The following is a 25,822-nucleotide window of genomic DNA, read 5'->3' on the forward strand; positions in this document are numbered from 1 at the left end:
GGGATGCCCGCGGCGAGCATCCCGTCATCTCGGGCCTCGTCGGCGACGCTCGGCGCCGCCGCGGCCCCGAGCGCCCCTCTCGCGGTCGAGCAGCGTCGCCCGCCGCCCGCACGACGAGGGCCCCGCCGGATCGCGCCAGCGGGGCCCTCGTGGTGCTGATCGTGCGGCGTCTAGTCCTGGCCGAGCGTGCCCAGGTAGAGGCCGATGACCTTGGGGTCGTTCAGCAGCTCGCGGCCGCTGCCCTCGTAGGCGTCGTGGCCCTGGTCGAGCACGTAGCCGCGGTCGCAGATCTGCAGGCAGCGGCGGGCGTTCTGCTCGACCATGATGGTCGTCACGCCGGCCTTGTTGATCTCCTTGACGCGGATGAACGCCTCGTCCTGACGGACGGGGGAGAGTCCGGCGCTCGGCTCGTCGAGCAGGATGACCTCGGGGCTCATCATGAGCGCGCGGCTCATCGCGACCATCTGGCGCTCGCCGCCCGAGAGCGAGCCGGCGCGCTGGGGCAGCCGCTTGCCGAGCTCGGGGAAGATACCGGTGACGAACTCCAGGCGGTGCTGGAACTCCTTGGGCTTCAGGAAGATGCCCATCTCCAGGTTCTCCTGGATGGTGAGGGTCGGGAAGACGTTGTTCGTCTGCGGCACGAAGCCCACGCCCTTGGCCACGAGCTTGTTCGCCTTGAGGTTGGTGATCTCGTCGCCGTAGAGCGAGATCGTGCCCTCGCGCACCTTCACCAGGCCGAAGATCGCCTTGAGCAGCGTCGACTTGCCGGCGCCGTTGGGGCCGATGATGCCGATGAGCTCGCCGGCGCGCGCGGTGAGCGAGCACTCGTTGAGGATGTTGACGCCGGGGACGTAGCCCGCGGTGACGCGGTCGACGTGGACCACCATCTCGCGGGTGTCCACCGGCGTCGCCGCCTCAGGGCTTGGGTTCGGCGTCGTCGTCATGAGCCAGCTCCTTGATCGCGTCGACGACCTCGGTGTCGAGGTCGCCCAGGTCGGTGTCGTGGTGCGAGCCGAGGTACGCGTCGATCACGGCCGGGTTCGCCATGACCTCGTGCGGGTCGCCCTCGGCGACCACTTTGCCCTCGGCCATCACGATCACCCAGTCGGCGATGTGGCGCACCATGTGCATGTCGTGCTCGACGAAGAGCACGGTCATGCCCTCGGTCTTGAGGTTGAGGATGTGGTCGAGCAGGCTCTGCGTCAGCGCGGGGTTCACGCCGGCCATCGGCTCGTCGAGCATGACCAGGCTTGGCTCGCTCATGAGCGCCCGCGCCATCTCGAGCAGCTTGCGCTGCCCGCCGGAGAGGCTCGCCGCGTAGTCGTCCTTCTTGGCGTCGAGCTTGAAGCGCGCGAGCAGATCCATGGCGCGCGCCTCGATCTCCTGCTCCTGCTTGCGCCAGAACCACGGGAACAGCGCGCGCGCCAGGCTCTCGCCGCTCTGGCCCTTCGCCCCGAGCTTCATGTTGTCGAGCACGGTCAGCAGGCCGAGCGCCTTCGTGAGCTGGAAGGTGCGCACCTGTCCGCGCCGGGCGACCTTGAAGGCCGGGATGCCCGAGATCGACTTGTCGTCGAAGGTCCAGGCCCCCGTGTCGGGCTTGTCGAAGCCGGTCAGCAGGTTGAAGAGCGTCGTCTTGCCGGCGCCGTTCGGACCGATGAGGGCGGTGATGGCGCCGCGAGGGATCTCGAGGTGCTCGACGTCCACCGCGGTGAGGCCGCCGAAGCGCCGCGTGATGTTGTCGGCGACGATGATCGGGTCAACCTTCTTGACCCCGGGAGCCGGCTCGCCGATGTGGAGGCCGGTGGACTTGATCGGGGCGCCCTGGGCGCCAGCGCTACTTGACAAAGGCCAGCTCCTTCTTGTTCCCGAATATGCCTTGCGGCCTGTAGATCACGATCACCATGATCGCGATGCCCACGAGGATGAAGCGAAGCTGACCGGCCTGGACGTTCGTCATGAACGGCAGCCAGTCGGCCTCGACGGCACGGGCGATGAATCCCGAGAAGAACGACAGCAGCACCCAGAAGATGATCGAGCCGACGATCGGGCCGAGCACCGTGGCGGCGCCGCCGAGCAGCAGGATCGCGTAGATGAAGAACGTGAGCGAGGTCTGGTAGTTCGAGGGCACCACCGCGCGGGGGAGGATGAAGATCATGCCGGCGAGCGAGCCGAACACGCCGCCGAGCACCAGCGACTGCATCTTGTAGAAGTAGACGTTCTTGCCGAGCGCGCGCACGGCATCCTCGTCCTCCCTGATGCCCTTGATGACGCGGCCCCACGGGCTCTTGAACAGGCGCCAGGTGACGATCGCCGCGATGATGACGATCGACCAGCCGACGATGCGCAGCCACCAGTCGTACTCGTTGTAGACCCACGGGCCGAAGCCGTAGATGCCCTCGGGGATGGGGTTGGTGTCGGCGAAGCCGCCCTTGTAGCCCTGCAGGCCGTTCGCCGAGCCGGTGATCGGCTCGAAGGTGTTCGTCGTGAAGAGCAATCGCACGATCTCGGCCGCGGCGATGGTCACGATCGCGAGGTAGTCGGCGCGCAGGCGCAGGGTCGGGATGCCCAGCACGAGCCCGAACACCACCGAGGCCGCGACGCCCGCGAGCACGGCGAGCCAGACCGGGGCGTCGAAGCTCAGCGTCGCGATGGCGAAGCCGTAGGCCCCGAGCATCATGAAGCCCGCCTGGCCGAAGTTCAGCAGGCCGGTGAAGCCGAAGTGGATCGCCAGTCCCAGGGCGGCGAGCGCGTAGGCCGCCGTCGTGGGGCTGATGATCTCCTGCGCGGCGTTGGAGATGATTTGCAACCAGTCGATCATGGGGTCTCCTAGCCGATTCGCTCTTTGCGACCGAGGATGCCCTGCGGGCGCAGGAGCAGAACGAGGATGAGGATGATGAGCGCCCCGACGTACTTCATGTCGGCGGGGATGATGAGCGTCGACATCTCGACGAAGAAGCCCACGATGAGCGAGCCGACGAGGGCGCCGAACGCCGTGCCGAGGCCGCCGAGGGTGACCGCGGCGAAGGTCAGCAGCAGGATCTGGAAGCCCATGTCCCAGCTGACGCCGGGTCGGAAGTAGGCCCACAGGATGCCCGAGAGGCCCGCGAGCCCGCCCGCCATCACCCAGACGATGCGGATGACCCGGTCGACGTCGATGCCGGAGGCGGCCGCGAGCGAGGGGTTGTCGGAGACGGCGCGCGTCGCCTTGCCGATGCGCGTGCGCAGCAGGAAGTAGGCGACGGCGAGCAGCACGACGATCGAGATGGCCATCGAGCCGACGTCGATCCAGGAGAGGCCGAAGGCCCCGATCGACAGCGTCGAGTCGGTGGCGCCGGGCAGCTGCGAGGTGCCGCCGCCGACGAAGTACTGGTACAGGTAACGAACGGCGAGCGAGAGGCCGATGGAGACGATCATCATCGGGATGAGGCCGACGCCGCGCGCCCGGAGGGGCCGCCACAGCGCCGCATCGTTCACCCAGCCGAGCGCGGCGCTCAGCACGAGGGCGATGGGGATGGCGATCCAGATCGGCATTCCGAGGATGGAGCCGAACAGCAGGGTCATCAGCCCGCCGAAGGTGATGAGCTCGGCGTGGGCGAAGTTGCTCAGGCCCGTCGTGCCGAAGATCAGCGAGAGGCCGATGGCGGCGAGCGCCAGCAGCAGGCCGAAGTTCAGACCGTTGAAGACGCGCTCGAGCACCTGGTCGGCGAGGCTGACGGTGTTGCGCTCGCCCTCGCCGATGAAGAAGTTGGCCACGGTGCTGCCGCTCGGGCCGATGGTCACGTCGCGCACGTTGGGGGTGTCGTCGAGACCCTCCTCGTCGATCACGGCGATGCCCTCGGGCAGGGTCTCCTCGTCGAGCGTGACGGAGTAGTCGCCGTTCTCGGGGACTCCGACGGCCCAGCGGCCCTCGGCATCGGTCTCCACCTCGACGTCGAAGCCGTTGCCCTCGATGACGAGCAGGACGTCCTCGAGCGGTTCGCCGTCGAGCTGGACGTTGCCGAGGATCCGGAAGTCGTACTCGTCGAGTCCCACCTCGTCGGCCATGGCGGGGGATGCCCCCGCGAATGTCAGCGCGGCGAGCGCCGTCACGAAGAGGCCTGCCATGAGTCGGGATGCTCGGCGCGGGTGCGGTCTGCCAGCAGCGTGTGCCACGAAACCTCCAGATCGGTTCGGGTGAGGCGCGCGGCCCCGCGGGCCGGACGGCCCGGTTCGTCGACGGTGACGATACGGATGCGATGTTGCGTCCGTGTTTCCACCGAACGCTAGCCGAACCGTGCCCGTCATTATGGACGCGGAATAGCCGCGCGACTAAATCGTTAAGATGGATCACCGGCATCCAGCGCAGCATCCGGGCCCGCCGCCGTACCCGCACGGCACCTTCTTCGCATCCAAGGGGACTCATGGACCAGCCCGACCCGTTCGGCTTCATCGGACTCACCTACGACGACGTCATGCTGCTGCCGGCGCACACCGACGTCATCCCCTCCGAAGCCGAGACCGGCTCGCAGCTGACCCGCCGCATCCGGGTCTTCGCTCCTCTTCTCTCCTCCGCGATGGACACGGTCACCGAGGCGCGCATGGCGATCGCCATGGCCCGCCAGGGCGGGATCGGCGTGCTGCACCGCAACCTCTCCATCGAGGATCAGGCGGCGCAGGTCGATAAGGTCAAGCGCTCCGAGTCGGGCATGATCACGAACCCCGTCACGACGACGCCCGACGCCACCGTCGCCGAGGTCGACGAGCTCTGCGGTCGCTTCCGCATCTCGGGCGTCCCGGTCGTCGAGGGCGACGGCACGCTCGTCGGCATCGTGACGAACCGCGACATGCGCTTCGTCTCCCGCTTCGAGGCCGCGACGACCCTCGTGCGCGACGTCATGACCCCGGCTCCGCTCATCACGGGCCGCCCCGGCATCGGCCAGGACGAGGTGCTCGCCCTCTTCGCCCAGCACAAGATCGAGAAGCTGCCGCTCGTCGACGACGACAACCGGCTCACCGGCCTCATCACCGTCAAGGACTTCGACAAGAGCGAGCAGTACCCGAACGCCACGAAGGACGCCGAGGGCCGTCTGCGGGTCGCCGCCGCGATCGGGTTCTTCGGCGACGCGTGGGAGCGCGCCGAGGCGCTGCGCGACGCGGGCGTCGACATCCTCGTCGTCGACACCGCGAACGGCGACAGCAGCGGCGTGCTCGACATCATCCGCCGCCTCAAGGCAGACCCCTCGTTCGCCCACATCGACGTCATCGGCGGCAACGTCGCGACCCGCACCGGGGCGCAGGCCCTGGTGGATGCCGGCGCGGACGCCGTGAAGGTCGGCGTCGGCCCCGGCTCCATCTGCACGACCCGCGTCGTGGCGGGCGTCGGTGTTCCGCAGGTGACGGCCGTGTACGAGGCGTCCCTCGCAGCCCGGGCCGCCGGCGTGCCCGTCATCGCCGACGGCGGCCTGCAGTACTCCGGAGACATCGCGAAGGCCATCGTGGCCGGCGCCGACACGGTCATGCTCGGCTCGCTGCTCGCGGGAACCGACGAGAGCCCGGGCGACCTCATCTTCGTCAACGGCAAGCAGTTCAAGTCGTACCGGGGCATGGGCTCGCTCGGCGCGCTGCAGACCCGCGGCAAGAAGACCTCCTACTCGCGCGACCGCTACTTCCAGGCCGACGTGCCGAGCGACGAGCAGCTCATCGCCGAGGGCATCGAGGGCCAGGTGCCCTACCGCGGACCGGTCGGCTCGGTCGTCTACCAGCTGCTCGGCGGCCTGCGCCAGTCGATGTTCTACACCGGGGCGCGCACGATCGAGGAGCTCAAGATCCGCGGCAAGTTCGTGCGCATCACCGCCGCTGGTCTCAAGGAGTCGCACCCCCACGACATCCAGATGGTCGTCGAGGCGCCGAACTACCGCCGCTAGGCGCGCGCCAGGGGCCGCGAGCTACGGCATCCGCTGCGCCGGGAGTTGCGCGCAGCGCTGCCGCGAACGCGCCGCGGCGGTGCGCGGAACGCGCGGCGGCACGGTCGCGCGGCTCGTCACCATGCCGCGGTCGATCGTGCGCCCCACGAGCCGGTCCCTGCGGGCAGGGGGCCGCCGCGGCTCGAGGCATGGTCCGCGCATGGCATATCAGACGATCGACCTACCCGCCACGGCTGACGGGCTCATCCTCGCGCGATCCGTCGCGGGCATCCGGAGCCACCATTCCATCCTGAGTCGGGCGGTCTCGCGCGGCGAACTGATCCGCATCCACCGGGGCGCGTACGTCGAGGCGTCCACATGGTCGGCCGCTCCGCCGTGGCATCGATACCGCCTGCGATGCCGGGCCGCCGCGCTCGCCCACCCGGGGGTCGTGCTCTCGCATGCGTCGGCGGCAGCCATGTGGGGCGCTCCGCTCCTCACCGCGGATCGCCGCGTGGAGGTCCTCGGGTCGGGTCCTCGTTCCGGGCGCGTGGCCGGTGAGCTCCACTACCGGGGCTCACGAGCGCCGACCGCTCGAATCATGCAGGTCGACGGCGTTCTCGTCACCGATCTGCCGCGCACCCTCGCGGAGTTCGCGGCGCGGGCCAGTCTCGCCGAGGCCGTGGTCGCTCTGGATTGGGGACTGCATCCCCGTGGTCCTGCGCGGGTCGCGCCGACCTCGCGGAATGCCATCCGAGCAGCAGCGGTCGAGGTCGACCTCGTCCGAGGCGCCGGCCGGCTGGAGAGAGCACTCGCCTTCGCGGATGGAGCATCGGAGTCTGCCGGCGAATCCCTCAGTCGCGTGCTCATCGCGGAGCTGGGTTTCGAGCCGCCCGAGTTGCAGCACGAGCTGGTCCTGGGAGACGGGCAGCACGTGCGCGTGGATTTCCGATGGGCCCGAGAACGCATCGTCGGGGAGTTCGACGGACTGGCGAAGTACTGCTCAGCCGAACTCCGAGCGGGCCGGACGGCGGAGCAGGTGGTCGTCGAGGAGAAGCTGCGCGAGGACGCCATCCGGCACCGAGGTGAGCGCGTCGGGCGCTGGGTGTGGGCCGACCTCCGTGCGCCGCGACGCCTTCACGCGATCCTCGAAGCCCTCGGGGTGCCGCGGGCGGCTCCGTGACCGTTCGCACCGCCCCTGCGTGCAATGCCGCACGTTTCGCGCAACGCACCCGCCAGTGCGCGACTGCGTTGCGCGAAAGGTGCAGCGTGCCGAAGGCGAGGCGGGCGGCGCGACGCGGGCGACGCCGCGCCCGCCCGGGGGTCGCGGCCCCGCCCGCTAGGCTTGCCGGGTGACGGAGATTGAGATCGGCCGAGGCAAGCGGGCACGGAGGGCGTACTCCTTCGACGACATCGCGGTCGTGCCGAGCAGGCGCACGCGCGACCCGAAGGACGTCTCGATCTCGTGGACGATCGACGCCCTCACCTTCGAGATCCCGGTGCTCGCCGCGCCGATGGACTCGGTCGTGAGCCCCGCCACCGCGATCGCCATCGGGCGGCTCGGCGGCCTGGGCGTGCTCGACCTCGAGGGCCTCTGGACCCGGTACGAGGATGCCGAGGCGCAGCTCGCCCGCATCCACGAGCTCGATCCGGCTCACGCGACGGCCGAGATGCAGCGGCTCTACGCCGAGCCCATCAAGCCCGAGCTGATCAGCGCGCGCCTCGCCGAGATCCGCGCCGCGGGCGTGCCCGTCGCCGGTGCGCTCAGTCCCCAGCGCACGCAGGAGCACCACCAGGCCGTCATCGATGCCGGGGTCGACCTGTTCGTCATCCGCGGCACCACGGTGAGCGCCGAGCACGTGTCGAAGTCGACCGAGCCCCTCAACCTCAAGAAGTTCATCTACGAGCTCGACGTGCCCGTCATCGTCGGCGGCGCCGCGACGTACACCGCGGCGCTGCACCTCATGCGCACGGGCGCGGCCGGGGTGCTCGTCGGCTTCGGCGGGGGTGCTGCGAGCACCACGCGCCTCAGCCTGGGCATCCACGCGCCGATGGCGACCGCGGTCAGCGACGTCGCCGCCGCCCGCCGGGACTACATGGACGAGTCGGGCGGCCGCTACGTGCACGTCATCGCCGACGGCGGTCTCGGCACGAGCGGCGACATCGTCAAGGCGGTCGCGATGGGCGCCGACGCGGTCATGCTCGGCTCGGCGCTCGCGCAGTCGACGGATGCTCCCGGCAAGGGCTGGCACTGGGGCGCCGAGGCGCACCACGGCGAGCTGCCGCGCGGCGAGCGCGTGCGGGTGGGGCAGCTTGCTCCGCTCGAGCAGCTGCTGTTCGGCCCGAGCCACCTCGCCGACGGCCAGGTCAACCTCATGGGCGCCCTGCGCCGCTCGATGGCGACGACCGGGTACTCCGACCTCAAGGAGTTCCAGCGCGTCGAGGTCGTCGTCGCGCCGTACCGCTCGCGCTAGCGCCGCGCCGACCCGCGCGACCGACCCCGTGCGCCGCGCCGCGACCCCGCCCGCTCGCGGGCGCCCCTCAGCACGCCACGGCTAGCCTGGTGGCACCATCGTCACCCGGCCAGAGAGGGGCCCCGCCGCCGTGTGGAGCATCGCCCGCCGCCCCAAGTGGATCGCGCTGCTCGTGCTCGCGCTCGCCGTGGCCGCCGCCTTCGCGGCCCTCGGCCAGTGGCAGTTCGAGCGATCGGTGGATGCCGCGACGGTCGTCGAGCGCGACACCGAGTCGGCCGTGCCGCTCGGCAGCATCGCCGAGCCGCAGCAGATCATGACCTCCGACGCGAGCGGCCGCATCGTCACGGTGAGCGGCAGCTGGGTCGAGGGCGACGACGTCGTCGTCACGGGCCGCGAGAGCGCGGGGGAGCCCGGCGACTGGATCGTGCGCCACTTCGCCACCGACTCCGGCGCGAGCCTCGCCGTCGCGGTGGGCTACGTCGCGCCCGGGGCGGACGTACCCTCGCTCGATTCCGGCGAGGCGCAGCTCACCGGTCGCTACGTGCCGAGCGAGTCCCCGCAGCAGAGCGACTTCGAGGCGGGGGAGCGCACCGTCATCGCGGTGGCCGACCTCATCAACCTGTGGCAGGAGTCCGACCTCGTCTACGCCGGCTACCTGACGATGACGGATGCCCCCGCCGGGTTCGAGACGATCGCCGCCCCTCCGCCCGAGCTCGACGCCGAGCTCAACCTGCTCAACCTCTTCTACGCGCTCGAGTGGATCATCTTCGGCGGCTTCGCGGTCTACCTCTGGTGGCGGCTCGTGAAGGACGAGTGGGAGAAGGAGCAGGAGAGGGAGCGCCAGCCGACCGCGGAGGAACCGCTCGACGCCCGGCCCTAAACTGGCTCCATGGCGATCGGCCCGAAGGCTTCTGACATCCCCCTCATCCGGCGCACGCTCGCGGTCTACAAGGTGTCGTCGGTGCTCACCGGCACCTTCCTGATCGGCCTCGTCGTGATGATGATCACGCGCTACGGCTTCGACCGCGACATCGAGCTGAACGGCCCGAGCGGGTTCCTCGCGCTCAGCCCGGTCGACACCCTCACGGGCGTCAACGTGTCGATCTTCCTGCTCGCCGTGCACGGCTGGCTCTACGTCCTCTACCTCGGCTGCGACTTCGTGCTGTGGCGCGTGGCGTACCGCGGCATGCACCCGCAGCCGTTCCTGAAGTTCCTCTGGATCGCCATGGGCGGCATTATCCCCTTCCTCTCCTTCTTCTTCGAGCGCCAGGTGCCGCGCGAGGTCGAAGCGATCATCGCCCGCATCGAGCAGCCCGCCGGCCCGGCATCCTCCGGCCCCGCCCCGACCAGCCAGGAGGCCTCCGCGTGAGCGAGACCGACCACCGCCCCGTCCTCGTCGTCGACTTCGGCGCCCAGTACGCGCAGCTCATCGCGCGCCGCGTGCGCGAGGCGAACGTCTACAGCGAGATCGTGCCGCACACGATCTCGGCCGAGGAGGTCGCCGCCCGCAACCCGGCCGGCATCGTGCTCAGCGGGGGGCCGTCGAGCGTCTACGAGCCGGGCTCGCCCGACCTCGATCCGGGCATCCTGCAGCTCGGCGTGCCCGTGATGGGCATCTGCTACGGGTTCCAGGTGATGGCGAAGCAGCTCGGCGGCGAGGTCGCCAAGACCGGCCGCCGCGAGTACGGCGCCACCCCGATGACGGTGCACGGCGACGGCGGCGCGCTGCTCGACGGGCAGCCCGAGGCGCAGACCACCTGGATGAGCCACGGCGACTCGGTCTCCAAGGCCCCGGAGGGCTTCGCCGTGCTCGCGAGCACCGCCGACACCCCGGTGGCCGCGTTCGCGAGCGATGAGCGCCGGCTCTACGGCGTGCAGTGGCATCCGGAGGTGAAGCACTCCGAGTTCGGGCAGCGGGTGCTCGAGAACTTCCTGCACCGCGCGGCGGGCATCCCGGGCGATTGGAACAGCGGCAACGTCATCGCCGAGCAGGTCGAGCGCATCCGCGCCCAGGTCGGCTCGGCCCGCGTCATCTGCGGCCTCTCCGGCGGCGTCGACAGCGCCGTCGCGGCGGCCATCGTGCACGAGGCCGTCGGCGATCAGCTCGTCTGCGTCTTCGTCGACCACGGCCTGCTGCGCGCCGACGAGCGCCGCCAGGTCGAGGAGGACTACGTCGCCGCGACCGGCATCCGCCTGGTGACGGTGGATGCCCGGCAGCAGTTCATGGACGCCCTCGCCGGCGTCACCGACCCCGAGCAGAAGCGCAAGATCATCGGTCGGGAGTTCATCCGCACCTTCGAGAACGCGGCCGAGGCGCTCGTCCTCGAAGCGCAGGGCGAGGGCGAGAAGGTCGAGTTCCTCGTGCAGGGCACCCTGTACCCCGACGTGGTCGAGTCGGGCGGCGGCACGGGCACCGCGAACATCAAGAGCCACCACAACGTCGGCGGTCTGCCCGACGACCTGCAGTTCCAGCTCGTCGAGCCGCTGCGCACCCTGTTCAAGGACGAGGTGCGCGCCATCGGCCGCGAGCTCGGCCTGCCCGAGCCCATCGTCGCGCGCCAGCCGTTCCCCGGCCCGGGCCTCGGGATCCGCATCATCGGCGAGGTCACCGAGCACCGCCTCGAGATCCTCCGCCACGCCGACGCGATCGCCCGCGAGGAGCTCACCGCCGCCGGCCTCGACGGCGAGATCTGGCAGTGCCCCGTCGTGCTGCTCGCCGACGTGCGCTCGGTGGGCGTGCAGGGCGACGGCCGCACCTACGGCCACCCCATCGTGCTGCGCCCCGTGTCCTCCGAGGACGCGATGACCGCCGACTGGACCCGCCTGCCCTACGACGTGCTCGCGCGCATCTCGAACCGCATCACCAACGAGGTCGCCGAGGTCAACCGGGTCGTGCTCGACGTCACGTCGAAGCCGCCGGGAACGATCGAGTGGGAATAGTCGAACGGTTTGCGAGGCCATTTCTGGCCTCGCAGTTCGGCTATTCCTGCGGCCGTCTCGGCCGCAGGACCTTGAGTGCGAGCACGATGAACGCTGCCGTGCTCATGGCAAGGCGGAGTCGCCGCCGCGACTGACCTGAGCCGCGACTCGACGCAGGCACCGCACCTGCTCAGCCACGGAACGCAGAAAGGGCCGCCCCGAAGGGCGGCCCTTTCGCATCCCGAACCGGATGCGCGGGAGCGGTTACTCGCCGCCGCGCAGGATCGCGATCATGCGCAGCAGCTCGAGGTAGAGCCAGACCACGGTGACCATGACGCCGAAGGCGGCCGTCCAGCCGAAGGCGGCCGGAGCGCCCTGACGCACGCCCTGCTGGATCGAGTCGAAGTCGAGCACGAGCGAGTAGGAGGCGAGGATCACGACGAGAACGCCGAGGAGCAGCGCGATGGGGATGCCGAAGAAGTCGCCGCCGCGGAGGCCCCAGGGGTCGGTGTTGGCGCCGAAGAGGACGAGCCCCATGTTGATGAGCGAGAACACCGCGTAGCCGATCATCGCGATGAGGAAGACCTTGGTCGCGCGCTTGGAGGCGCGGATCTTGCCGCTGCGGAACAGCACGAGCACGACGCCGACGATGACGAGCGTGGCGATGACGGCCTGCGAGACGGCGCCATCGGCGAGGTTCTCGAAGATGACCGAGATGCCGCCGACGAAGACGCCCTCGAGGGCGGCGTAGGCGAGCGTGAGCGGCGCGCTCGGCTTCTTCTTGAAGATGAGCACGAGCGAGAGCACGAAGGCGGCGATGGCCGCGGGGATCGCGAGGACGGGGACGACCCAGCCGAGCGCGGCACCGGCGAGGAGGACGACGAAGGAGATGACGATCTTGGTGATCGTGTTCTCGTAGGTCATCCGCTCGGTGTCGGCGGCGGTGGCCGAGGGGCGGCCGTACATCTCGTCGAGCTGCTCGGCGGTGGGGGCGTTCGCGACCTGGAAGCCCTTGGTGGCCCCGGTCGAGAAGGCGGGGTTGCGTGAGAAGGCGGGGTTGGAGCTGCTGCGTGCCATGGTTTCCTCTTCCATCGTGTCGGCCTGTGGGATGCGTCTCCCGGTCGGCACAGTGCCCTCAGTGTAGAGAAAAGCTCCCGCGGGCGGCAGTGCGGCGGCTATGCGCTCGCTGAACGCGCGAGGGCCGCGGCCCACCACGCCGAGCCGACGAGCACGAGCGCGGAGACGGCGAGGGCCAGGGGCATCCACTCGTAATCGCGGGCGAGCGTCGCGAACAGCACCCCGTTGAGCACGACCGGGCCGGCGGCCAGCAGGCTGCGCCACGGCCGGTGCCGCACCAGCAGCCAGCACAGGAACGGCACGATGAGCGTGATGACGGCGGCGGGGCCGGCGAGCAGCAGCCAGACCACGAGCGTCGACGGAAGCAGGGGGACGAGCCGTCGCCAGCCGCGCGCGGGCATGATCAGCCAGCCGGCCATGTGCGCCGTCGAGCCCCAGATGAGCGGCACGAGGTCGTACGTCAGCGCGCCCTGCAGCTGCACGAGCCCGCCGGCGATGAGCACGAGCCCGATGCCGACGCGGTCGCGGTAGCGGCCCCAGCGCAGGGGCAGCAGCGAGGCGGGGTCGGGATGCCGCTGCCGCGGTCGACGGCGGCGACCGGGCCGGCGCGGCGCGCGCGGGGAGGTCGGCGGCGGAGCCGCGTCGTGGGCGGCGGAGGTCGGATCGTTCGGCGCCGGGGTCGGGTCGCGCGGCGCCGCCTCGGGCGGCGCGGTCATGGCCCGCCCTGCAAGGCGAGGGCGACCGCGATGCCGCCGACGATGAGCGCGGCGAGGGAGAGCCAGCCGAGCGCGATCGCGGCGCCGGCGGCGCGCATGCCCCGCTCATCGCGGCCGCCCGGCCGCCGCGAGCGGGCGATCTGCCCGACCGCGATGTGGCCGAAGAGCGCGGCGAGCGGGCTCAGCATGATGCCGAGCACGAGGGAGACGACGGCGAGGGCATTGACGGGGCCGCGGGCGCGGGCGCGAGGGGCGGGCTCGGGGGCACCGGGGTCGAGGGGGAGCGCCGCGGCGTCGGGGCGCGGGACCGCCGGTGCGGGCGCGGCCTCGGCGGCGAGCGGGGCGGCCTCGGTGACGGGATGCTCGGCAGCGGCATCCCGCCCCGCTCGCCGCGGCCGCAGGGGCGCGTCGGCCCACACGGGTCGCTCGGGCGTCTCGGCGCTCATGGCCGCGAGGCTACCGCGTAGGCTCGTCGCCGTGATCGAGCCCACGCCCGCGACGCGCACCGCTGCGGGCCGTCCGATCGTCGTCGCGCATCGCGGCGCGAGCGGCTACCGCCCCGAGCACACCCGGGCGGCGTACGAGCTCGCCGTGACGCTCGGCGCCGAGGCGATCGAGCCCGACATCGTCGCCACGCGCGACGGCGTGCTCGTGCTGCGCCACGAGAACGAGATCAGCGGAACGACCGACGTCGCCGACCGAGCCGAGTTCGCGGCGCGGCGCACGACGAAGACCATCGACGGCCAGCGCCTGACCGGCTGGTTCACCGAGGACTTCACCTGGGCCGAGCTGTCGACCCTGCGCGCCCGCGAGCGGCTGCCGCAGGTGCGGCAGGCCTCGTCGCGCTTCGACGGGCGGTACCCCGTGCTGCGCCTGCGCGACCTCAAGGGGATCCTCGACGACGCTCCGACCCCGGTGCGGATGGTCGCCGAGATCAAGCACGCGACGTACTTCGCGAGCATCGGGCTGCCGCTGGACGAGCTGTTCGCGGCGGAGATGGCGGGCTGGGCATCCCGCGACCGCCTGACGATCGAGGCCTTCGAGCAGACCGTGCTGCGCGAGCTCGCCGGGCGCGGGGTGCCGGCCCAGTACGTGTACCTGCTCGAGAAGGCGGGAGCGCCCGCCGATCTCGTCGCGCGGCACGGCGCCGCGGCGCTCGACTACGCGGGGCATCTCACCGACGAGGGGCTCGCCCGGCTCGCGGGCTCGGTCGACGGCATCAGCGTCGACACCGCGCTCATCGCGAAGCCGCCGCGGCGGGGCGAGCCCCCGGTGGCCTCCGACCTCGTCGCCCGCGCCCACGCCGCCGGCCTCGGGGTCTTCACCTGGACGCTGCGGCCCGAGAACCGCTTCCTGCCCGGCGCTCTGCGCATCGGCACGGCGCCGGCGGCGCACGGGGACTGGCTCGCGTGGTTCCGGTTGCTCATGGGCACGGGCCTCGACGGGGTGTTCGCCGACCACCCCGACCTGGCGCTGGAGGCGCGCGCGACGCTGTAGCGCGGGGGCGCGGCGGCGGGACGGGGCGACGACACGGCGGCAGGATGCTCGACTCGCGCACGAGGCGCGACGGCGGGATGCCCGGCTCGGGCGCTGTCGGCGGTGCGACCTAGACTGATCGGGCCATGAGCTTCCTCCCCGACGACACCCTCGACTCCCCGGGCGGCTGGCCGACCGGCAGCGCCGCCCCCGCCCGCACGAGCGCCGCATCCGCCGCCGCGCGACCCGCTTCGGGGGCGTCGGGGGCGACCGCCTCGGCCTCCGGTGCCGGCTCCGACGACCGGCCGGATCCGCTGCTCGACGGGCTCAACCCGCAGCAGCGCGCCGCCGTCGAGTCGCGTGCGCAGGCGCTGCTCATCGTCGCGGGGGCCGGCTCGGGCAAGACGAGCGTGCTCACCCGCCGCATCGCGCGCATGCTGCGCGACCGCGAGCTGTGGCCGAGCCAGATCCTCGCCATCACCTTCACGAACAAGGCCGCGGGCGAGATGCGCGAGCGCGTCGGGCACCTCATCGGGCGCGACGCCGCCGAGGGCATGTGGATCTCGACGTTCCACTCGGCCTGCGTGCGCATCCTGCGCCGCGAAGCGCAGCAGTTCGGATTCACGCAGGCGTTCACGATCTACGACTCCGCCGACTCGCGGGCGCTCATCAAGCGCATCGTGAAAGACCTGCAGGCCGACACCATGGGGCTGACGGTGAGCGCGGCCTCGGGCAAGATCTCGAAGCTCAAGAACGAGCTCGTCGACGTCGAGGGCTACAGCAGGCAGATCAACCCCAACGACCCGGCCGAGGTGATGTTCCTCGAGATCTTCCGGCGCTACACGCAGGAGCTCACCCGGGCCAACGCCTTCGACTTCGACGATCTCATCGCGCAGACCGTGTACCTGTTCCGCGCGTTCCCGCAGGTGGCGGCGCTCTACCAGCGGCGGTTCCGGCACGTGCTCGTCGACGAGTACCAGGACACGAACCACGCGCAGTACGCCCTCATCCGCGAGCTCACCCGGCCGGTCGACCCCGTGCACGTGCCCGCCGACACCCGCATCGAGACCGACGCGAGCGGGGGCATCCCCTCGGCCGCCCTCACGGTCGTCGGCGACTCCGACCAGTCGATCTACGCCTTCCGCGGCGCCGACATCCGCAACATCGTCGAGTTCGAGCGCGACTTCAGCAACGCCGAGGTGATCCTGCTCGAGCAGAACTACCGCTCGACCCAGACCATCCTCGACGCGGCCAACGCCGTCATCGGCAACAACTTCGACCGCATCGCGAAGAACCTGTTCACCGAGGTGGGCGCGGGCGAGCGCATCGTCGGCTTCACCGGCTACAGCCAGCACGACGAGGCGCAGTTCGTCGCCGATGAGATCCAGAAGCTGCACGAGGCCGGCACCCCCTACAACCAGATCGCCGTCTTCTACCGCACGAACGCCCAGACGCGAGCGCTGGAGGAGATCTTCATCCGCTCCGCCCTGCCCTACCGGGTGCTCGGCGGCACGAAGTTCTACGAGCGCGCCGAGATCAAGGACGTCATGGCGTACCTGATCGCCGTCGCGAACCCGGCCGACGGGCTCGCGCTGCGCCGCATCCTCAACACCCCGAAGCGGGGCATCGGCCCGGCCACCGAGACGGCGCTCGCGATGCACGCCGACGAGCTGGGGGGCGTCATGCGGGATGCCCTGCGCGACGCCGCCGCGCTCGGCCTGGGGCCGAAGGTGACCGGCGCCATGCTCGAGCTCGCCCGCATCCTCGACGAGGCGACGGCCACCATCGACACGGCCTCGGTGCCGGATGTCCTCACGGGCATCCTCGAGAAGACCAAGTACGTCGACCTCCTTCGCGCCAGCCGCGACCCGCAGGACGAGGCGCGTGCCGAGAACGTCGACGAGCTCGTCGCGGTGACGCGCGAGTTCCAGCGCAACAACCCCGAGGGCCGGCTCATCGAATTCCTCACCGAGGTGGCGCTCGTCGCCGCGGCCGACGACCTCGACGACTCCAGCGGCACCGTCTCGCTCATGACCCTGCACACGGCCAAGGGCCTCGAGTACGACGCGGTCTTCATCACGGGTGTGGAGGAGAACCTCCTTCCCCACCAGATGAGCGCGAGCGAGCCGGGCGGCCCCGCCGAGGAGCGCCGGCTGTTCTACGTCGGCATCACCCGGGCCCGCCAGCGCCTGCACCTCTCGCTCGCGATGACCCGCTCGACCTTCGGCGAGACGCAGGTCGCCGCGCCGAGCCGCTACCTGCAGGAGATCCCGACCGAGCTCATCGACTGGCGCGACTCCCCGGGCATGGGGATGCGCTCGAGCCCCGGCGCCCAGCGCGCCGTCGGCGGCGGCCGTCGCGAGGAGTTCGGGTACAAGACCTCGCTGCCGCCGGGCAAGCCCAAGACGGAGTGGGCCAACCGGGTCACCGCGACCGTGCGCGACAACGGCGACCTGACCCTCGTCGCGGGCGACCGCATCCGGCACGTCGACTTCGGGGAGGGCCGCGTCAGCGCCATCACCGGGCAGGGCCCGAAGAGCATCGCCGAAGTGCAGTTCGACACGGCGGGGCGCAAGCGGCTGCTCATCAAGATCGCTCCGATCGAAAAGCTGTAGCCAGCTCTTCGAGCCCTCCTCGTCTGTTCGACGCTCGTCCGCGTCGAACCCGATCGAGAAACTCTGAGCTGATGAGCGCGCCGCCGATCCTGCTGCGCGCTGCGCTTCGTGAGCTCCGCATCCGCATCCGCGTCACGCGCTATGCGCAGTTCCGGCCTGCTGAGGTAGTCTCACGAGCGACCGTGCCGCCCGGCGAGCAAACCTCGCCCGGCGCCGCGTCGAACAACGGTCGCGCGACCCGCGTATGCGGGGGCGCGCACAGGGCTCCCCGCGCGACATGATGGGAGTGCGCGGATCATCGCCGCGCCCGCATCACCCCGAACGAGGAGCAGGCATGGAAATCGCCGTCGCGCACCACCCCGAAGGCATCGCCGAGGTCACCCTCATCGGGCGCCTCAACATGGTCACCGCTGCGCGGGTCCGCGAGAGCATCCACGAGGCGATCATCGGCAACCACCCCCGCATCGCCGTCGACATGGCGGGCGTCTCGTTCCTCGACTCCTCCGGCCTCGGGGCGCTCGTCTGGGCGTACAAGGCGGCGAAGGAGGCGGGCGGCGGTCTCGTTCTCATCGAGCCGACCGAGCAGGTGCAGCTCGTGCTCGAGCTCACCAACATGAGCTCCGTGCTCACGACCGCGCCCTCGCTCGCGGAGGCGTACCCGTCGTGAGTCCGCTCGTGGCCCGATCGAAGCGCTTCGCCACGCCCGCGGAGGATCTCGACTCGGTGCACGAGCTCCTGCAGGAGACCTGGGCGGCCAGTCCCGCGCTCAGCCCTCGCGACCGGATGGCGGTCGAGACGGCCGTCGCCGAGCTCGTGGCGAACGTCATCCAGCACGCCGGCCACGGCGGCGACGTGGCTTTCACGCTGACCGTCATCGTCGAGGAATCGCGCGTCGAGGTGACCGTGAGCGACTCGGGACACGAGGTCGACGTCGACCTCACCGGACCGCGCGAGATGCCCGACCCGCTCGCCGAGTCGGGGCGTGGCCTCCCGCTCATGCAGATGCTGCTCGACTCGGTGGAGTACCACCGCGTCGAGGAGATGAACCACTGGACCCTCATCCGCTCCCGGGAGGAGCACGCGGGCGGGCAATCCGGCGACGACGTCGACCGGCCGGTCAAGCGGTCCCTGCCGTCCGTCTCGATCAGCGGCGTCATCGACGAGATGGCGCGGCAGCGCGCGCTCGACGAGCTCGGCATCGTCGACACCCCGCCCGAGGAGCGCTTCGACCGGGTCACGCGACTCGCCCAGCAGCTCTTCGGCGTCGAGAGCGTCGCCATCAACATGATCGATCGCGACCGGCAGTGGTCGAAGTCGATCGTCGGCCCCGCCCTGCCCGAGAAGCCGCGGATCGACTCGATCTGCACGGTGACCATCGAGTCGGACGAGACGCTCGTCGTGCCCGACCTCACGGCCGACCCGCGGTTCGCGCGGCTCGCCGACCCCGAGGGGCTGCAGTTCTACGCCGGGCATCCGCTCTACGCGCCGGGCGGGGAGCGCATCGGCTCGTTCTGCATCTACGACTCGCAGCCGCGCGCCTTCGGGGAGAGGGAGGCGGCGATGCTGCGCGACCTCGCCTCCTGGGTGCAGCAGGAGCTCTCGGTCAGCCAGGAGCTCAGTCGCGCCGCCGAGGTGCAGCAGGGGCTCCTGCCCCAGCAGCTGCTGAGCATGCCGGGGTGGGAGATCGCCGGCATGTGCCTGCCCGCCCGCGCCGTCGGCGGCGACTTCTACGACTGGTACCCGGTGGGGGAGGGGGCCGCCTTCACCCTCGCCGACACGATGGGCAAGGGCATCGGCTCCGCCATCATCGCGGCGACGGTGCGGGCGGTGCTGCGCTCCTCGGCGCGGTACGGCGACGTGCGGGGCGCCGTCGAGGCGGCCGCGGCCGCGCTCACCGCCGACCTCGACAGCGCCGGCCTCTTCGTCACGCTGTTCCACGGACGTCTCGACATGGACACCGGCGAGATGACCTTCATCGACGCGGGTCACGGCCTCACGATCGTGATGCGGGTCGACGGCTCGGTGGAGCGCCTGAAATCGATGTCGCCGCCGCTGGGCATCGATGCCGAGACCGAGTGGATGCCCCAGACGGTCATCCTCGAACCGGGCGAGACCCTCATCGCCATGAGCGACGGCGTACTCGACCTCTACGACGGGTCGCTCGCCTCGCTCGACAACGTCGCGGCCCTCGCCATGCTCGCCGGCAGCGCCGAGGAGATCGTGCAGGCCATGCGCACCCGCGCCCGGGGCGTCGCCCCCGACGACGTGACGGTGATGGTGATCCGCCGTGACGCATGACGAGCGCTCGCTCACGCGCCCGCGGTCCGAGAGCAGTGCGGAGGACCGCTCCGGCCGATCGTCGCGGCGGCGCATCCTGCTCGTCAGGCTCCTCGTCCTGCTGACCCTGACGGCGGGCCTCATCTACATCGTCTGGCGTTGGGGCTTCTCGCTGAACCTCGACGCGTGGTGGCTCTCCATCCCGCTCGTCGTGGCCGAGACCTACATGCTCATCGACGTCGCGCTCTTCGGCCTCACGGTATGGCGGGCGCGGGACCGCCCGCCGCCGCCCGCGCCGCCGGAGGGCGCCACGGTCGACGTCTTCATCACGACCTACAACGAGCCCGAGGAGCTGGTGCGAGCGACCGCGATCGCGGCGCTCGCCATCCGGTACCCGCACGAGACGTACATCCTCGACGACGGTGCGCGGCCCTCGGTGCGCGCGCTCGCCGAGGAGATCGGGGTGGGGTACGTCACCCGCAGCGCCGACTGGACGGGCAAGTCGCGCCACGCGAAGGCCGGAAACCTCAACAACGCGCTCATGGAGACCTCCGGCGAGTTCCTGCTCGTGCTCGACGCCGATCAGGTGCCGAGCCCCGAGGTGCTCGACCGCACGCTGGGCTACTTCACCGATCCCGAGGTCGCCCTCGTCCAGACCCCGCAGGTGTTCTCGAACGTCGCGGCGGGCGACCCGCTCGGCAGCCAGGCGCCGCTCTTCTACGGACCCATCCAGCAGGGCAAGGACGGCTGGAACGCGGCCTTCTTCTGCGGGTCGAACGCGGTGCTCCGCCGCGAGGCCCTCATGCAGCTGGGCATCGTGCGCTACGTCGTCGAGGTCGAGAAGGCGGTGCGCGAGGCGATCAGCGGCGCGATGCGGGTCGTCGCCCGCGCCCGACGCAGCCGCCGATCGCGCGATCCGATGGTGCAGGATGCCCTGGAGGAGATCTTCGAGGCGCTGCAGCGCACGCGCACCGAGGTCAAGGGCGGCGCCGCACTCGCGCAGGCGACCTTCGCGCTGCAGGAGAAGGTGCGCGCAGCATCCCGTCGTCTCGTCGACCAGGACATGCGTCTCATCGCCGATGACCTGGCGGCGATCGCCGCCCTCGACGAATCCGCCGGCATCGACAGCGGGGCGCCGACGGTCGAGGCCCCCGCCGACGGGATGCGCACGCTGCTGCTGGCCGGCATCGAGCAGAACGCCGAGATGCTCGCCTCCCGCGACCTCAGCCCGCTCGGAGCGCTGGCGGCCGTGGAGCGCCTGCTGCGTCAGATCGACGTCGACCGGGCGGATGAGGCGCAGCCGCTGATGCCGCTCGCCACCGTCTCCGTGACGGAGGACATGGCGACCTCGATGAGACTGCACGGCCTCGGCTGGCGGAGCGTCTACCACCACGAGACGCTCGTGCACGGTCTCGCGCCCGAGGATCTGGGCACGGCCCTGCGGCAGCGGCTGCGGTGGGCCCAGGGCACGGTGCAGGTGATGCTGCGCGAGAGCCCGTGGACCCAGCGCGGGCTCACCCTCGGGCAGCGGCTCATGTACTCGGCCACGATGTGGAGCTACCTCAGCGGGTTCGCGACCGTCGTGTTCATCGCCGCTCCGGCGATCTTCCTCATCTTCGGGATCCTGCCGGTCAGCTCGACGGCGTTCGAGTTCTTCCTCCGGTTCCTGCCGTTCCTCGTGCTGAGCCAGCTGAAGTTCCTGGTGGTGGGGCGCGGGATGTCGACGTGGCGGGGTCAGCAGTACAGCCTCGCCCTCTTCCCGGTGTGGATCGCCGCCTGCTGGACGGCGTTCATGAACGTCGTCTTCCGCCGGCCGCTCGACTTCGTCGTCACCTCGAAGGTCCGCGAGCGGCTCCCGAACCCCCTGCGGATCGTGCGCTGGCAGATCGTCGCATCGGCGGTGCTGCTCGTCGCCACGGTCGTCGGCGTCGCGCGACTCGTCATGGGCATCGGCGAGCCGCTCGGCACCGCCGTCAACGTCGGCTGGGTCGCGTTCGACCTGGTCATGTTCTCCGTGCTCGTCTCCGCCGTGCGGTTCCGCGGCTACGAGTCGGAGCCCGACCCCGCGCCCGAGCCCGCGCCCGAGAAGGAGCATCTCCCATGAATCAGTCGACCGAACTCCGCCCCGACGGGGTCGCCGTCATGACGCTCGACGGCCGCCTCAACATGGTCACCGCCGCCGCCTTCCGCGAGGAGGTCAGCGCGCTCGTCGGCGACGGGCACGCGCGCATCGCGGTCGATCTCGCCCGGGTCGAGTTCATGGACTCCTCCGGGCTCGGCGCGCTCGTCGGCGGCCTCAAGTCGACGCGGCAGGCCGGCGGCGATCTGCGCATCGTGGCGCCGACGGAGCAGGTGCTCATGGTCATGAGGCTCACCAACCTCGAGCGGGTGCTCGCACCGGCCTCGTCCGTCGACGAGGCCTTCCCCCGTGGCTGAGGAGGCCGGCCCTCCCCCTGCTCGGTACGAGTGGTCGCTGGCGTGCCCGCCGGACGACGTCAACACCGCCCTCGACTTCCTCCGCACGATCTGGGTGAGTGATCCGTCGGTCTCCGCGATCGACCGCGCCGCCCTGGAGACCGCCGTCGTCGAGATGACCGGCAACGTGATCGAGCACGCGGCGGCGGGGGCCGCCGAGGCGGAGTGCCGGATCGTCGTCGAGATCGATCCCGCCGTCATCCGCATCGAGGTGCGCGACGACGGGGCCTCGATCGATCTCGACCTCGACGGCAGCGCCATGCCCGACGACACGGCCGAGTCGGGCCGCGGCATCCCGATGATCCGGGCCCTCGTGGACGAGTTCTCCTACGCGCGCGAGGGCGACGTCAACCACTGGCACCTGGCGCGATCCCGCACCGCGGCGGTCTGAGCGCCGGCCGCGCTCGCCGCGCCGGCCGCACCGTCGCCGCCGGCCGCACCGTCGCCGCCGGCCGCATCCTCGCCGCCGACCGCATCGCCGCCGCCGCCCATCGCGACCGTGCGCCGGGCCGGTGCGCGACGGGAGTACCCTGGTCGCGGTCGTGAGTATCTCGACGTCGAGCGATCTCGTTCGACGTCGGCGCGACCGAGTCCCCAGTACATCGCACGCGGATGGGAAGAGCAGAGCGTGGATCTTTTCGAGTACCAAGCCCGGGACATGTTCGAGAAGCACGGTGTTCCCGTGCTGCCGGGCATCGTCGCCGACACCCCCGAGGAGGTGCGCGCGGCGGCTGAGAAGCTCGGCGGTGTCACCGTCGTCAAGGCGCAGGTCAAGGTCGGAGGCCGCGGCAAGGCCGGCGGCGTCAAGGTCGCCAAGACCCCCGCCGACGCGGAGGAGGCCGCGAAGGCCATCCTCGGCCTCGACATCAAGGGCCACGTCGTGCAGCGCGTCATGGTCGCCGCGGGCGCCGACATCGCCGAGGAGTTCTACTTCTCGGTGCTGCTCGACCGCGCGAACCGCAACTACCTCGTGCTCTGCAGCTACGAGGGCGGCGTCGAGATCGAGCAGCTCGCCGAGGAGCGCCCCGAGGCGCTCGCCCGCGTCGCCGTCGACCCGGGTCGCGGCATCGACCTCGAGAAGGCCCGCGAGATCGCCGTCGAGGCGAAGTTCCCGGCCGAGCTCGTCGAGAAGGTCGCCCCGGTCTTCGTGACCCTCTACGGCGTCTTCACCGCCGAGGACGCGACGCTCGTCGAGGTGAACCCGCTCGTGCTCACCGGCGCCGGCGACATCATCGCCCTCGACGGCAAGGTCACGCTCGACGAGAACGCCGCCTTCCGCCAGCCCGGCCACGAGGCCCTCGAGGACGCGGCCGCGGCCGACCCGCTCGAGGCCAAGGCCAAGGAGCACGACCTCAACTACGTGAAGCTCGACGGCGAGGTCGGCATCATCGGCAACGGCGCCGGACTCGTCATGTCGACGCTCGACGTCGTCGCCTACGCCGGTGAGAAGCACGGCGGCGTGAAGCCCGCCAACTTCCTCGACATCGGCGGCGGAGCCTCGGCCGAGGTCATGGCCGCCGGTCTCGACGTCATCCTCGGCGACGCGCAGGTCAAGAGCGTGTTCGTCAACGTCTTCGGCGGCATCACCGCCTGCGACGCCGTCGCGAACGGCATCGTGAAGGCGCTCGAGATGCTCGGCGACGCCGCGACCAAGCCGCTCGTCGTGCGCCTGGACGGCAACAACGTCGAGGAGGGGCGCCGCATCCTCGCGGAGGCCGCCCACCCGCTCGTCACCGTCGCGAGCTCCATGGACGAGGGCGCCGACAAGGCCGCCGAGCTGGCTTCGAAGTAAAGGACCCCAGAGAATGTCGATCTTCCTGACCAAGGACTCCAAGGTCATCGTCCAGGGCATCACCGGCGGCGAGGGCACCAAGCACACGGCGCTCATGCTGAAGGCGGGCACCCAGGTCGTCGGCGGCGTGAACGCCCGCAAGGCCGGCACGACCGTCACCCACGGCGACGTCACCCTGCCCGTGTTCGGCACGGTCGCCGAGGCGATGGCCGAGACCGGCGCCGACGTCTCGATCGCCTTCGTCCCTCCGGCCTTCGCGAAGGACGCCGCCATCGAGGCGATCGATGCGGGCATCCCGCTGCTCGTCATCATCACCGAGGGCATCCCCGTGCTCGACTCGGCCGAGGTCTGGGCGCACGCTCAGGCCACCGGCAACGTCACGCGCATCATCGGCCCGAACTGCCCCGGCATCATCACGCCGGGCGAGGCGCTCGTCGGCATCACGCCGGCGAACATCACCGGCAAGGGCCCCATCGGTCTCGTCTCGAAGTCGGGCACCCTGACCTACCAGATGATGTACGAGCTGCGCGATCTGGGCTTCTCGACCGCCATCGGCATCGGCGGCGACCCGATCATCGGCACGACGCACATCGACGCGCTCGCCGCGTTCGAGGCCGACCCCGAGACGAAGGCGATCGTCATGATCGGCGAGATCGGCGGCGACGCCGAGGAGCGTGCGGCCGACTTCATCAAGGCGAACGTCACGAAGCCCGTCGTCGGCTACGTCGCCGGCTTCACCGCCCCCGAGGGCAAGACGATGGGCCACGCCGGCGCGATCGTCTCGGGATCGGCGGGCACCGCGCAGGCCAAGCAGGAGGCCCTCGAGGCCGCCGGCGTGAAGGTCGGCAAGACCCCCAGCGAGGCCGCCGCGCTCATGCGCGAGATCGTCGCCGCGCTGTAGCCGTCGCACCATCTGCGGAGGAGCCCCGTCGCCGTCAGGCGGCGGGGCTCCTCCGCGCTGCGGGGAGCCTCGGCGGTCGGTGCGGGCCGAGCGGCTCCCGGCCCTGGCGCGTGCTGGAGCGCGGGTCTAGGGTGGCGGTCGAGTGCGGGTCCGCCCCCGCGGGCCGGCGACGACGTCCGTTCGACGAAGAGAGGGCATCCACCATCATGAAGAAGCTCATCAACGCACCCGAAGCGGTTCTGGCGGATGCCCTGCGAGGGATCGAGGCGGCGCACCGCGAGCTGCGCGTCGACCACGAGAACCGCGTCATCCTGCGCGCCACCCCGAAGGATCACGGCACGGTCGCCCTGGTCTCCGGCGGAGGATCGGGCCACGAGCCCCTGCACGGCGGCTTCGTCGGCTTCGGGATGCTCGACGCGGCCTGCGCGGGCGAGGTGTTCACCTCGCCGACCCCCGACCAGATGCAGGCGGCGACCGCGGCCGTCGATCGGGGCGCGGGCGTGCTGCACATCGTCAAGAACTACACGGGCGACATCATGAACTTCGAGATGGCCGCGGAGCTGGCCGCCGCGGAGTCGAGCATCGAGGTGCGCACCGTCATCGTCGCCGACGACGTGGCCGTGCAGGATTCGCTCTACACGGCGGGGCGCCGCGGCGTGGGGCTCACCGTGCTGATGGAGAAGATCCTGGGCGCCGCGGCCGAGCAGGGCTACGACCTCGACGCGCTCGTCGCACTCGCCGACCGCGTCAACGCCGGCGGCCGCTCGATGGGCATGGCTCTCACGAGCTGCACGGTTCCCTCGGCGGGCGCGCCGACCTTCGATCTGCCCGAGGACGAGATGGAGATCGGCATCGGGATCCACGGCGAGCCCGGCCGTCATCGCGTACCGCTCGGCTCGGCCGCCGAGATCGCGCAGCAGCTGCTCGACCCGATCCTCGCCGATCGCGACTACGCGGGAGCGCCCGTCATCGTGATGCTCAACGGCATGGGCGGCACCCCGCTCATCGAGCTCTACCTCATGTTCGGCGAGGTGGCCGCCCTGCTGGAGAAGCACGGGATCACCGTGGCGCGCTCCCTGGTGGGCGACTACATCACCTCCCTCGACATGGCCGGATGCTCGGTGACGCTGCTGCACGCTGACGACGAGATGCTGTCGCTCTGGGACGCGCCGGTCGAGACCCCGGGCCTGCGGTGGGGTCGCTGAGTCGAGCGCCCCT

23 protein-coding genes are annotated in these 25,822 nt (G+C 71.0%); 16 read left to right on the forward strand and 7 right to left on the reverse strand.

Translation table 11 applies throughout. The features are described from left to right. Positions 1–170: 170 nt before the first annotated feature. The 4 genes from OVN18_RS06810 to OVN18_RS06825 are packed head-to-tail and all read right to left on the reverse strand — an operon-like array spanning position 171 to position 4,104. On the reverse strand, positions 171–944 hold the full coding sequence (locus OVN18_RS06810) for an ABC transporter ATP-binding protein (protein ID WP_407666027.1): 774 nt from the start codon (positions 942–944) through the stop codon (positions 171–173). Next, positions 916–1,845: an ABC transporter ATP-binding protein gene (locus OVN18_RS06815; protein ID WP_407666028.1), complete on the reverse strand. Its 930-nt coding sequence runs from the start codon at positions 1,843–1,845 to the stop codon at positions 916–918. Before OVN18_RS06815 ends, OVN18_RS06810 begins: the two co-directional genes overlap by 29 nt. Beyond that, entirely contained in the window at positions 1,835–2,815 is a 981-nt protein-coding gene (locus tag OVN18_RS06820) for a branched-chain amino acid ABC transporter permease (RefSeq protein ID WP_267739332.1), read from the reverse strand. Before OVN18_RS06820 ends, OVN18_RS06815 begins: the two co-directional genes overlap by 11 nt. Positions 2,816–2,826: 11 nt before the next feature. Continuing rightward, a complete protein-coding gene (locus OVN18_RS06825) occupies positions 2,827–4,104 on the reverse strand; it encodes a branched-chain amino acid ABC transporter permease (RefSeq protein ID WP_267779972.1) in 1,278 nt (425 codons plus the stop codon). Positions 4,105–4,400: 296 nt separating this feature from the next. Here OVN18_RS06825 and guaB point away from each other — a divergent pair, with 296 nt between their 5' ends. From guaB to guaA, 6 genes are all read left to right on the forward strand, one after another. Beyond that, positions 4,401–5,903: an IMP dehydrogenase gene (gene guaB, locus OVN18_RS06830; protein ID WP_267779973.1), complete on the forward strand. Its 1,503-nt coding sequence runs from the start codon at positions 4,401–4,403 to the stop codon at positions 5,901–5,903. A gap of 199 nt (positions 5,904–6,102) precedes the next feature. After that, entirely contained in the window at positions 6,103–7,065 is a 963-nt protein-coding gene (locus OVN18_RS06835; RefSeq protein WP_267779974.1) for a hypothetical protein, read from the forward strand. A 169-nt stretch (positions 7,066–7,234) separates the two neighbouring features. Next, entirely contained in the window at positions 7,235–8,356 is a 1,122-nt protein-coding gene (locus tag OVN18_RS06840; RefSeq protein ID WP_267779975.1) for a GuaB3 family IMP dehydrogenase-related protein, read from the forward strand. Positions 8,357–8,486: 130 nt separating this feature from the next. Further along, the gene (locus tag OVN18_RS06845; RefSeq protein WP_267779976.1) at positions 8,487–9,236 is read left to right on the forward strand and encodes an SURF1 family protein; all 750 of its coding nucleotides are present in this window, start codon (positions 8,487–8,489) and stop codon (positions 9,234–9,236) included. A gap of 9 nt (positions 9,237–9,245) precedes the next feature. Beyond that, positions 9,246–9,725 (forward strand): DUF3817 domain-containing protein, encoded by a 480-nt coding sequence (locus OVN18_RS06850; RefSeq protein ID WP_267738897.1) that lies wholly within the window; start codon positions 9,246–9,248, stop codon positions 9,723–9,725. Then, complete coding sequence (gene guaA, locus OVN18_RS06855; RefSeq protein WP_267738899.1) at positions 9,722–11,296, forward strand: glutamine-hydrolyzing GMP synthase; 1,575 nt, start codon at positions 9,722–9,724, stop codon at positions 11,294–11,296. The genes OVN18_RS06850 and guaA overlap by 4 nt, the downstream gene beginning before the upstream one ends. 243 nt (positions 11,297–11,539) lie before the next feature. On the opposite strand, the gene OVN18_RS06860 is transcribed toward guaA, so the two are convergent. The 3 genes from OVN18_RS06860 to OVN18_RS06870 all read right to left on the reverse strand — a co-directional run bounded on the left by OVN18_RS06860 (position 11,540) and on the right by OVN18_RS06870 (position 13,514). Beyond that, positions 11,540–12,352 carry a Bax inhibitor-1/YccA family protein gene (locus tag OVN18_RS06860; protein WP_267738901.1) on the reverse strand — a complete coding sequence of 271 codons (813 nt, stop codon included), beginning with the start codon at positions 12,350–12,352 and terminating at the stop codon, positions 11,540–11,542. A gap of 98 nt (positions 12,353–12,450) precedes the next feature. Next, positions 12,451–13,068 carry a hypothetical protein gene (locus OVN18_RS06865; RefSeq protein ID WP_267779978.1) on the reverse strand — a complete coding sequence of 206 codons (618 nt, stop codon included), beginning with the start codon at positions 13,066–13,068 and terminating at the stop codon, positions 12,451–12,453. After that, positions 13,065–13,514 (reverse strand): DUF4190 domain-containing protein, encoded by a 450-nt coding sequence (locus tag OVN18_RS06870; protein ID WP_267779979.1) that lies wholly within the window; start codon positions 13,512–13,514, stop codon positions 13,065–13,067. Before OVN18_RS06870 ends, OVN18_RS06865 begins: the two co-directional genes overlap by 4 nt. A gap of 31 nt (positions 13,515–13,545) precedes the next feature. Here OVN18_RS06870 and OVN18_RS06875 point away from each other — a divergent pair, with 31 nt between their 5' ends. From OVN18_RS06875 to dhaK, 10 genes are all read left to right on the forward strand, one after another. Continuing rightward, entirely contained in the window at positions 13,546–14,565 is a 1,020-nt protein-coding gene (locus OVN18_RS06875) for a glycerophosphodiester phosphodiesterase family protein (RefSeq protein WP_267779980.1), read from the forward strand. 125 nt (positions 14,566–14,690) lie between these two features. Next, positions 14,691–17,159, forward strand: coding sequence for an ATP-dependent helicase (locus tag OVN18_RS06880; RefSeq protein ID WP_267779981.1), 2,469 nt, complete (start codon positions 14,691–14,693; stop codon positions 17,157–17,159). A 334-nt stretch (positions 17,160–17,493) separates the two neighbouring features. Continuing rightward, positions 17,494–17,826 carry an STAS domain-containing protein gene (locus OVN18_RS06885; RefSeq protein WP_267779982.1) on the forward strand — a complete coding sequence of 111 codons (333 nt, stop codon included), beginning with the start codon at positions 17,494–17,496 and terminating at the stop codon, positions 17,824–17,826. Next, positions 17,823–19,457 carry a SpoIIE family protein phosphatase gene (locus tag OVN18_RS06890; RefSeq protein ID WP_267779983.1) on the forward strand — a complete coding sequence of 545 codons (1,635 nt, stop codon included), beginning with the start codon at positions 17,823–17,825 and terminating at the stop codon, positions 19,455–19,457. Before OVN18_RS06885 ends, OVN18_RS06890 begins: the two co-directional genes overlap by 4 nt. A gap of 73 nt (positions 19,458–19,530) precedes the next feature. Next, the gene (locus tag OVN18_RS06895) at positions 19,531–21,540 is read left to right on the forward strand and encodes a glycosyltransferase family 2 protein (protein WP_267782955.1); all 2,010 of its coding nucleotides are present in this window, start codon (positions 19,531–19,533) and stop codon (positions 21,538–21,540) included. After that, positions 21,537–21,872, forward strand: a complete 336-nt coding sequence (locus tag OVN18_RS06900) for an STAS domain-containing protein (protein ID WP_267738912.1) — start codon at positions 21,537–21,539, stop codon at positions 21,870–21,872. Before OVN18_RS06895 ends, OVN18_RS06900 begins: the two co-directional genes overlap by 4 nt. Then, on the forward strand, positions 21,865–22,302 hold the full coding sequence (locus tag OVN18_RS06905) for an ATP-binding protein (RefSeq protein WP_267779984.1): 438 nt from the start codon (positions 21,865–21,867) through the stop codon (positions 22,300–22,302). Before OVN18_RS06900 ends, OVN18_RS06905 begins: the two co-directional genes overlap by 8 nt. Before the next feature lie 237 nt (positions 22,303–22,539). Beyond that, entirely contained in the window at positions 22,540–23,703 is a 1,164-nt protein-coding gene (gene sucC, locus OVN18_RS06910; protein ID WP_267779985.1) for an ADP-forming succinate--CoA ligase subunit beta, read from the forward strand. Between the two features lie 13 nt (positions 23,704–23,716). After that, positions 23,717–24,604 carry a succinate--CoA ligase subunit alpha gene (sucD, locus tag OVN18_RS06915; protein ID WP_267738917.1) on the forward strand — a complete coding sequence of 296 codons (888 nt, stop codon included), beginning with the start codon at positions 23,717–23,719 and terminating at the stop codon, positions 24,602–24,604. A gap of 206 nt (positions 24,605–24,810) precedes the next feature. Then, complete coding sequence (gene dhaK, locus OVN18_RS06920) at positions 24,811–25,809, forward strand: dihydroxyacetone kinase subunit DhaK (RefSeq protein WP_267738918.1); 999 nt, start codon at positions 24,811–24,813, stop codon at positions 25,807–25,809. The last annotated feature ends 13 nt before the right edge of the window (positions 25,810–25,822 follow it).

The organism is Microcella daejeonensis, assembly GCF_026625045.1.
GTDB classification, from domain to species: domain Bacteria; phylum Actinomycetota; class Actinomycetes; order Actinomycetales; family Microbacteriaceae; genus Microcella; species Microcella daejeonensis.

Bases quoted from the DNA above. Each gene is read 5' to 3' on its own strand.
- dhaK (WP_267738918.1), top strand. From the start codon at position 24,811: ATGAAGAAGCTCATCAACGCACCCGAAGCGGTTCTGGCGGATGCCCTG.
- sucD (WP_267738917.1), top strand. From the start codon at position 23,717: ATGTCGATCTTCCTGACCAAGGACTCCAAGGTCATCGTCCAGGGCATC.
- OVN18_RS06850 (WP_267738897.1), top strand. From the start codon at position 9,246: ATGGCGATCGGCCCGAAGGCTTCTGACATCCCCCTCATCCGGCGCACG.
- OVN18_RS06880 (WP_267779981.1), top strand. From the start codon at position 14,691: ATGAGCTTCCTCCCCGACGACACCCTCGACTCCCCGGGCGGCTGGCCG.
- OVN18_RS06885 (WP_267779982.1), top strand. From the start codon at position 17,494: ATGGAAATCGCCGTCGCGCACCACCCCGAAGGCATCGCCGAGGTCACC.
- guaB (WP_267779973.1), top strand. From the start codon at position 4,401: ATGGACCAGCCCGACCCGTTCGGCTTCATCGGACTCACCTACGACGAC.
- OVN18_RS06865 (WP_267779978.1), bottom strand. From the start codon at position 13,068: ATGACCGCGCCGCCCGAGGCGGCGCCGCGCGACCCGACCCCGGCGCCG.
- OVN18_RS06900 (WP_267738912.1), top strand. From the start codon at position 21,537: ATGAATCAGTCGACCGAACTCCGCCCCGACGGGGTCGCCGTCATGACG.
- OVN18_RS06835 (WP_267779974.1), top strand. From the start codon at position 6,103: ATGGCATATCAGACGATCGACCTACCCGCCACGGCTGACGGGCTCATC.
- OVN18_RS06810 (WP_407666027.1), bottom strand. From the start codon at position 944: ATGACGACGACGCCGAACCCAAGCCCTGAGGCGGCGACGCCGGTGGAC.
- OVN18_RS06860 (WP_267738901.1), bottom strand. From the start codon at position 12,352: ATGGCACGCAGCAGCTCCAACCCCGCCTTCTCACGCAACCCCGCCTTC.
- OVN18_RS06870 (WP_267779979.1), bottom strand. From the start codon at position 13,514: ATGAGCGCCGAGACGCCCGAGCGACCCGTGTGGGCCGACGCGCCCCTG.
- OVN18_RS06825 (WP_267779972.1), bottom strand. From the start codon at position 4,104: ATGGCAGGCCTCTTCGTGACGGCGCTCGCCGCGCTGACATTCGCGGGG.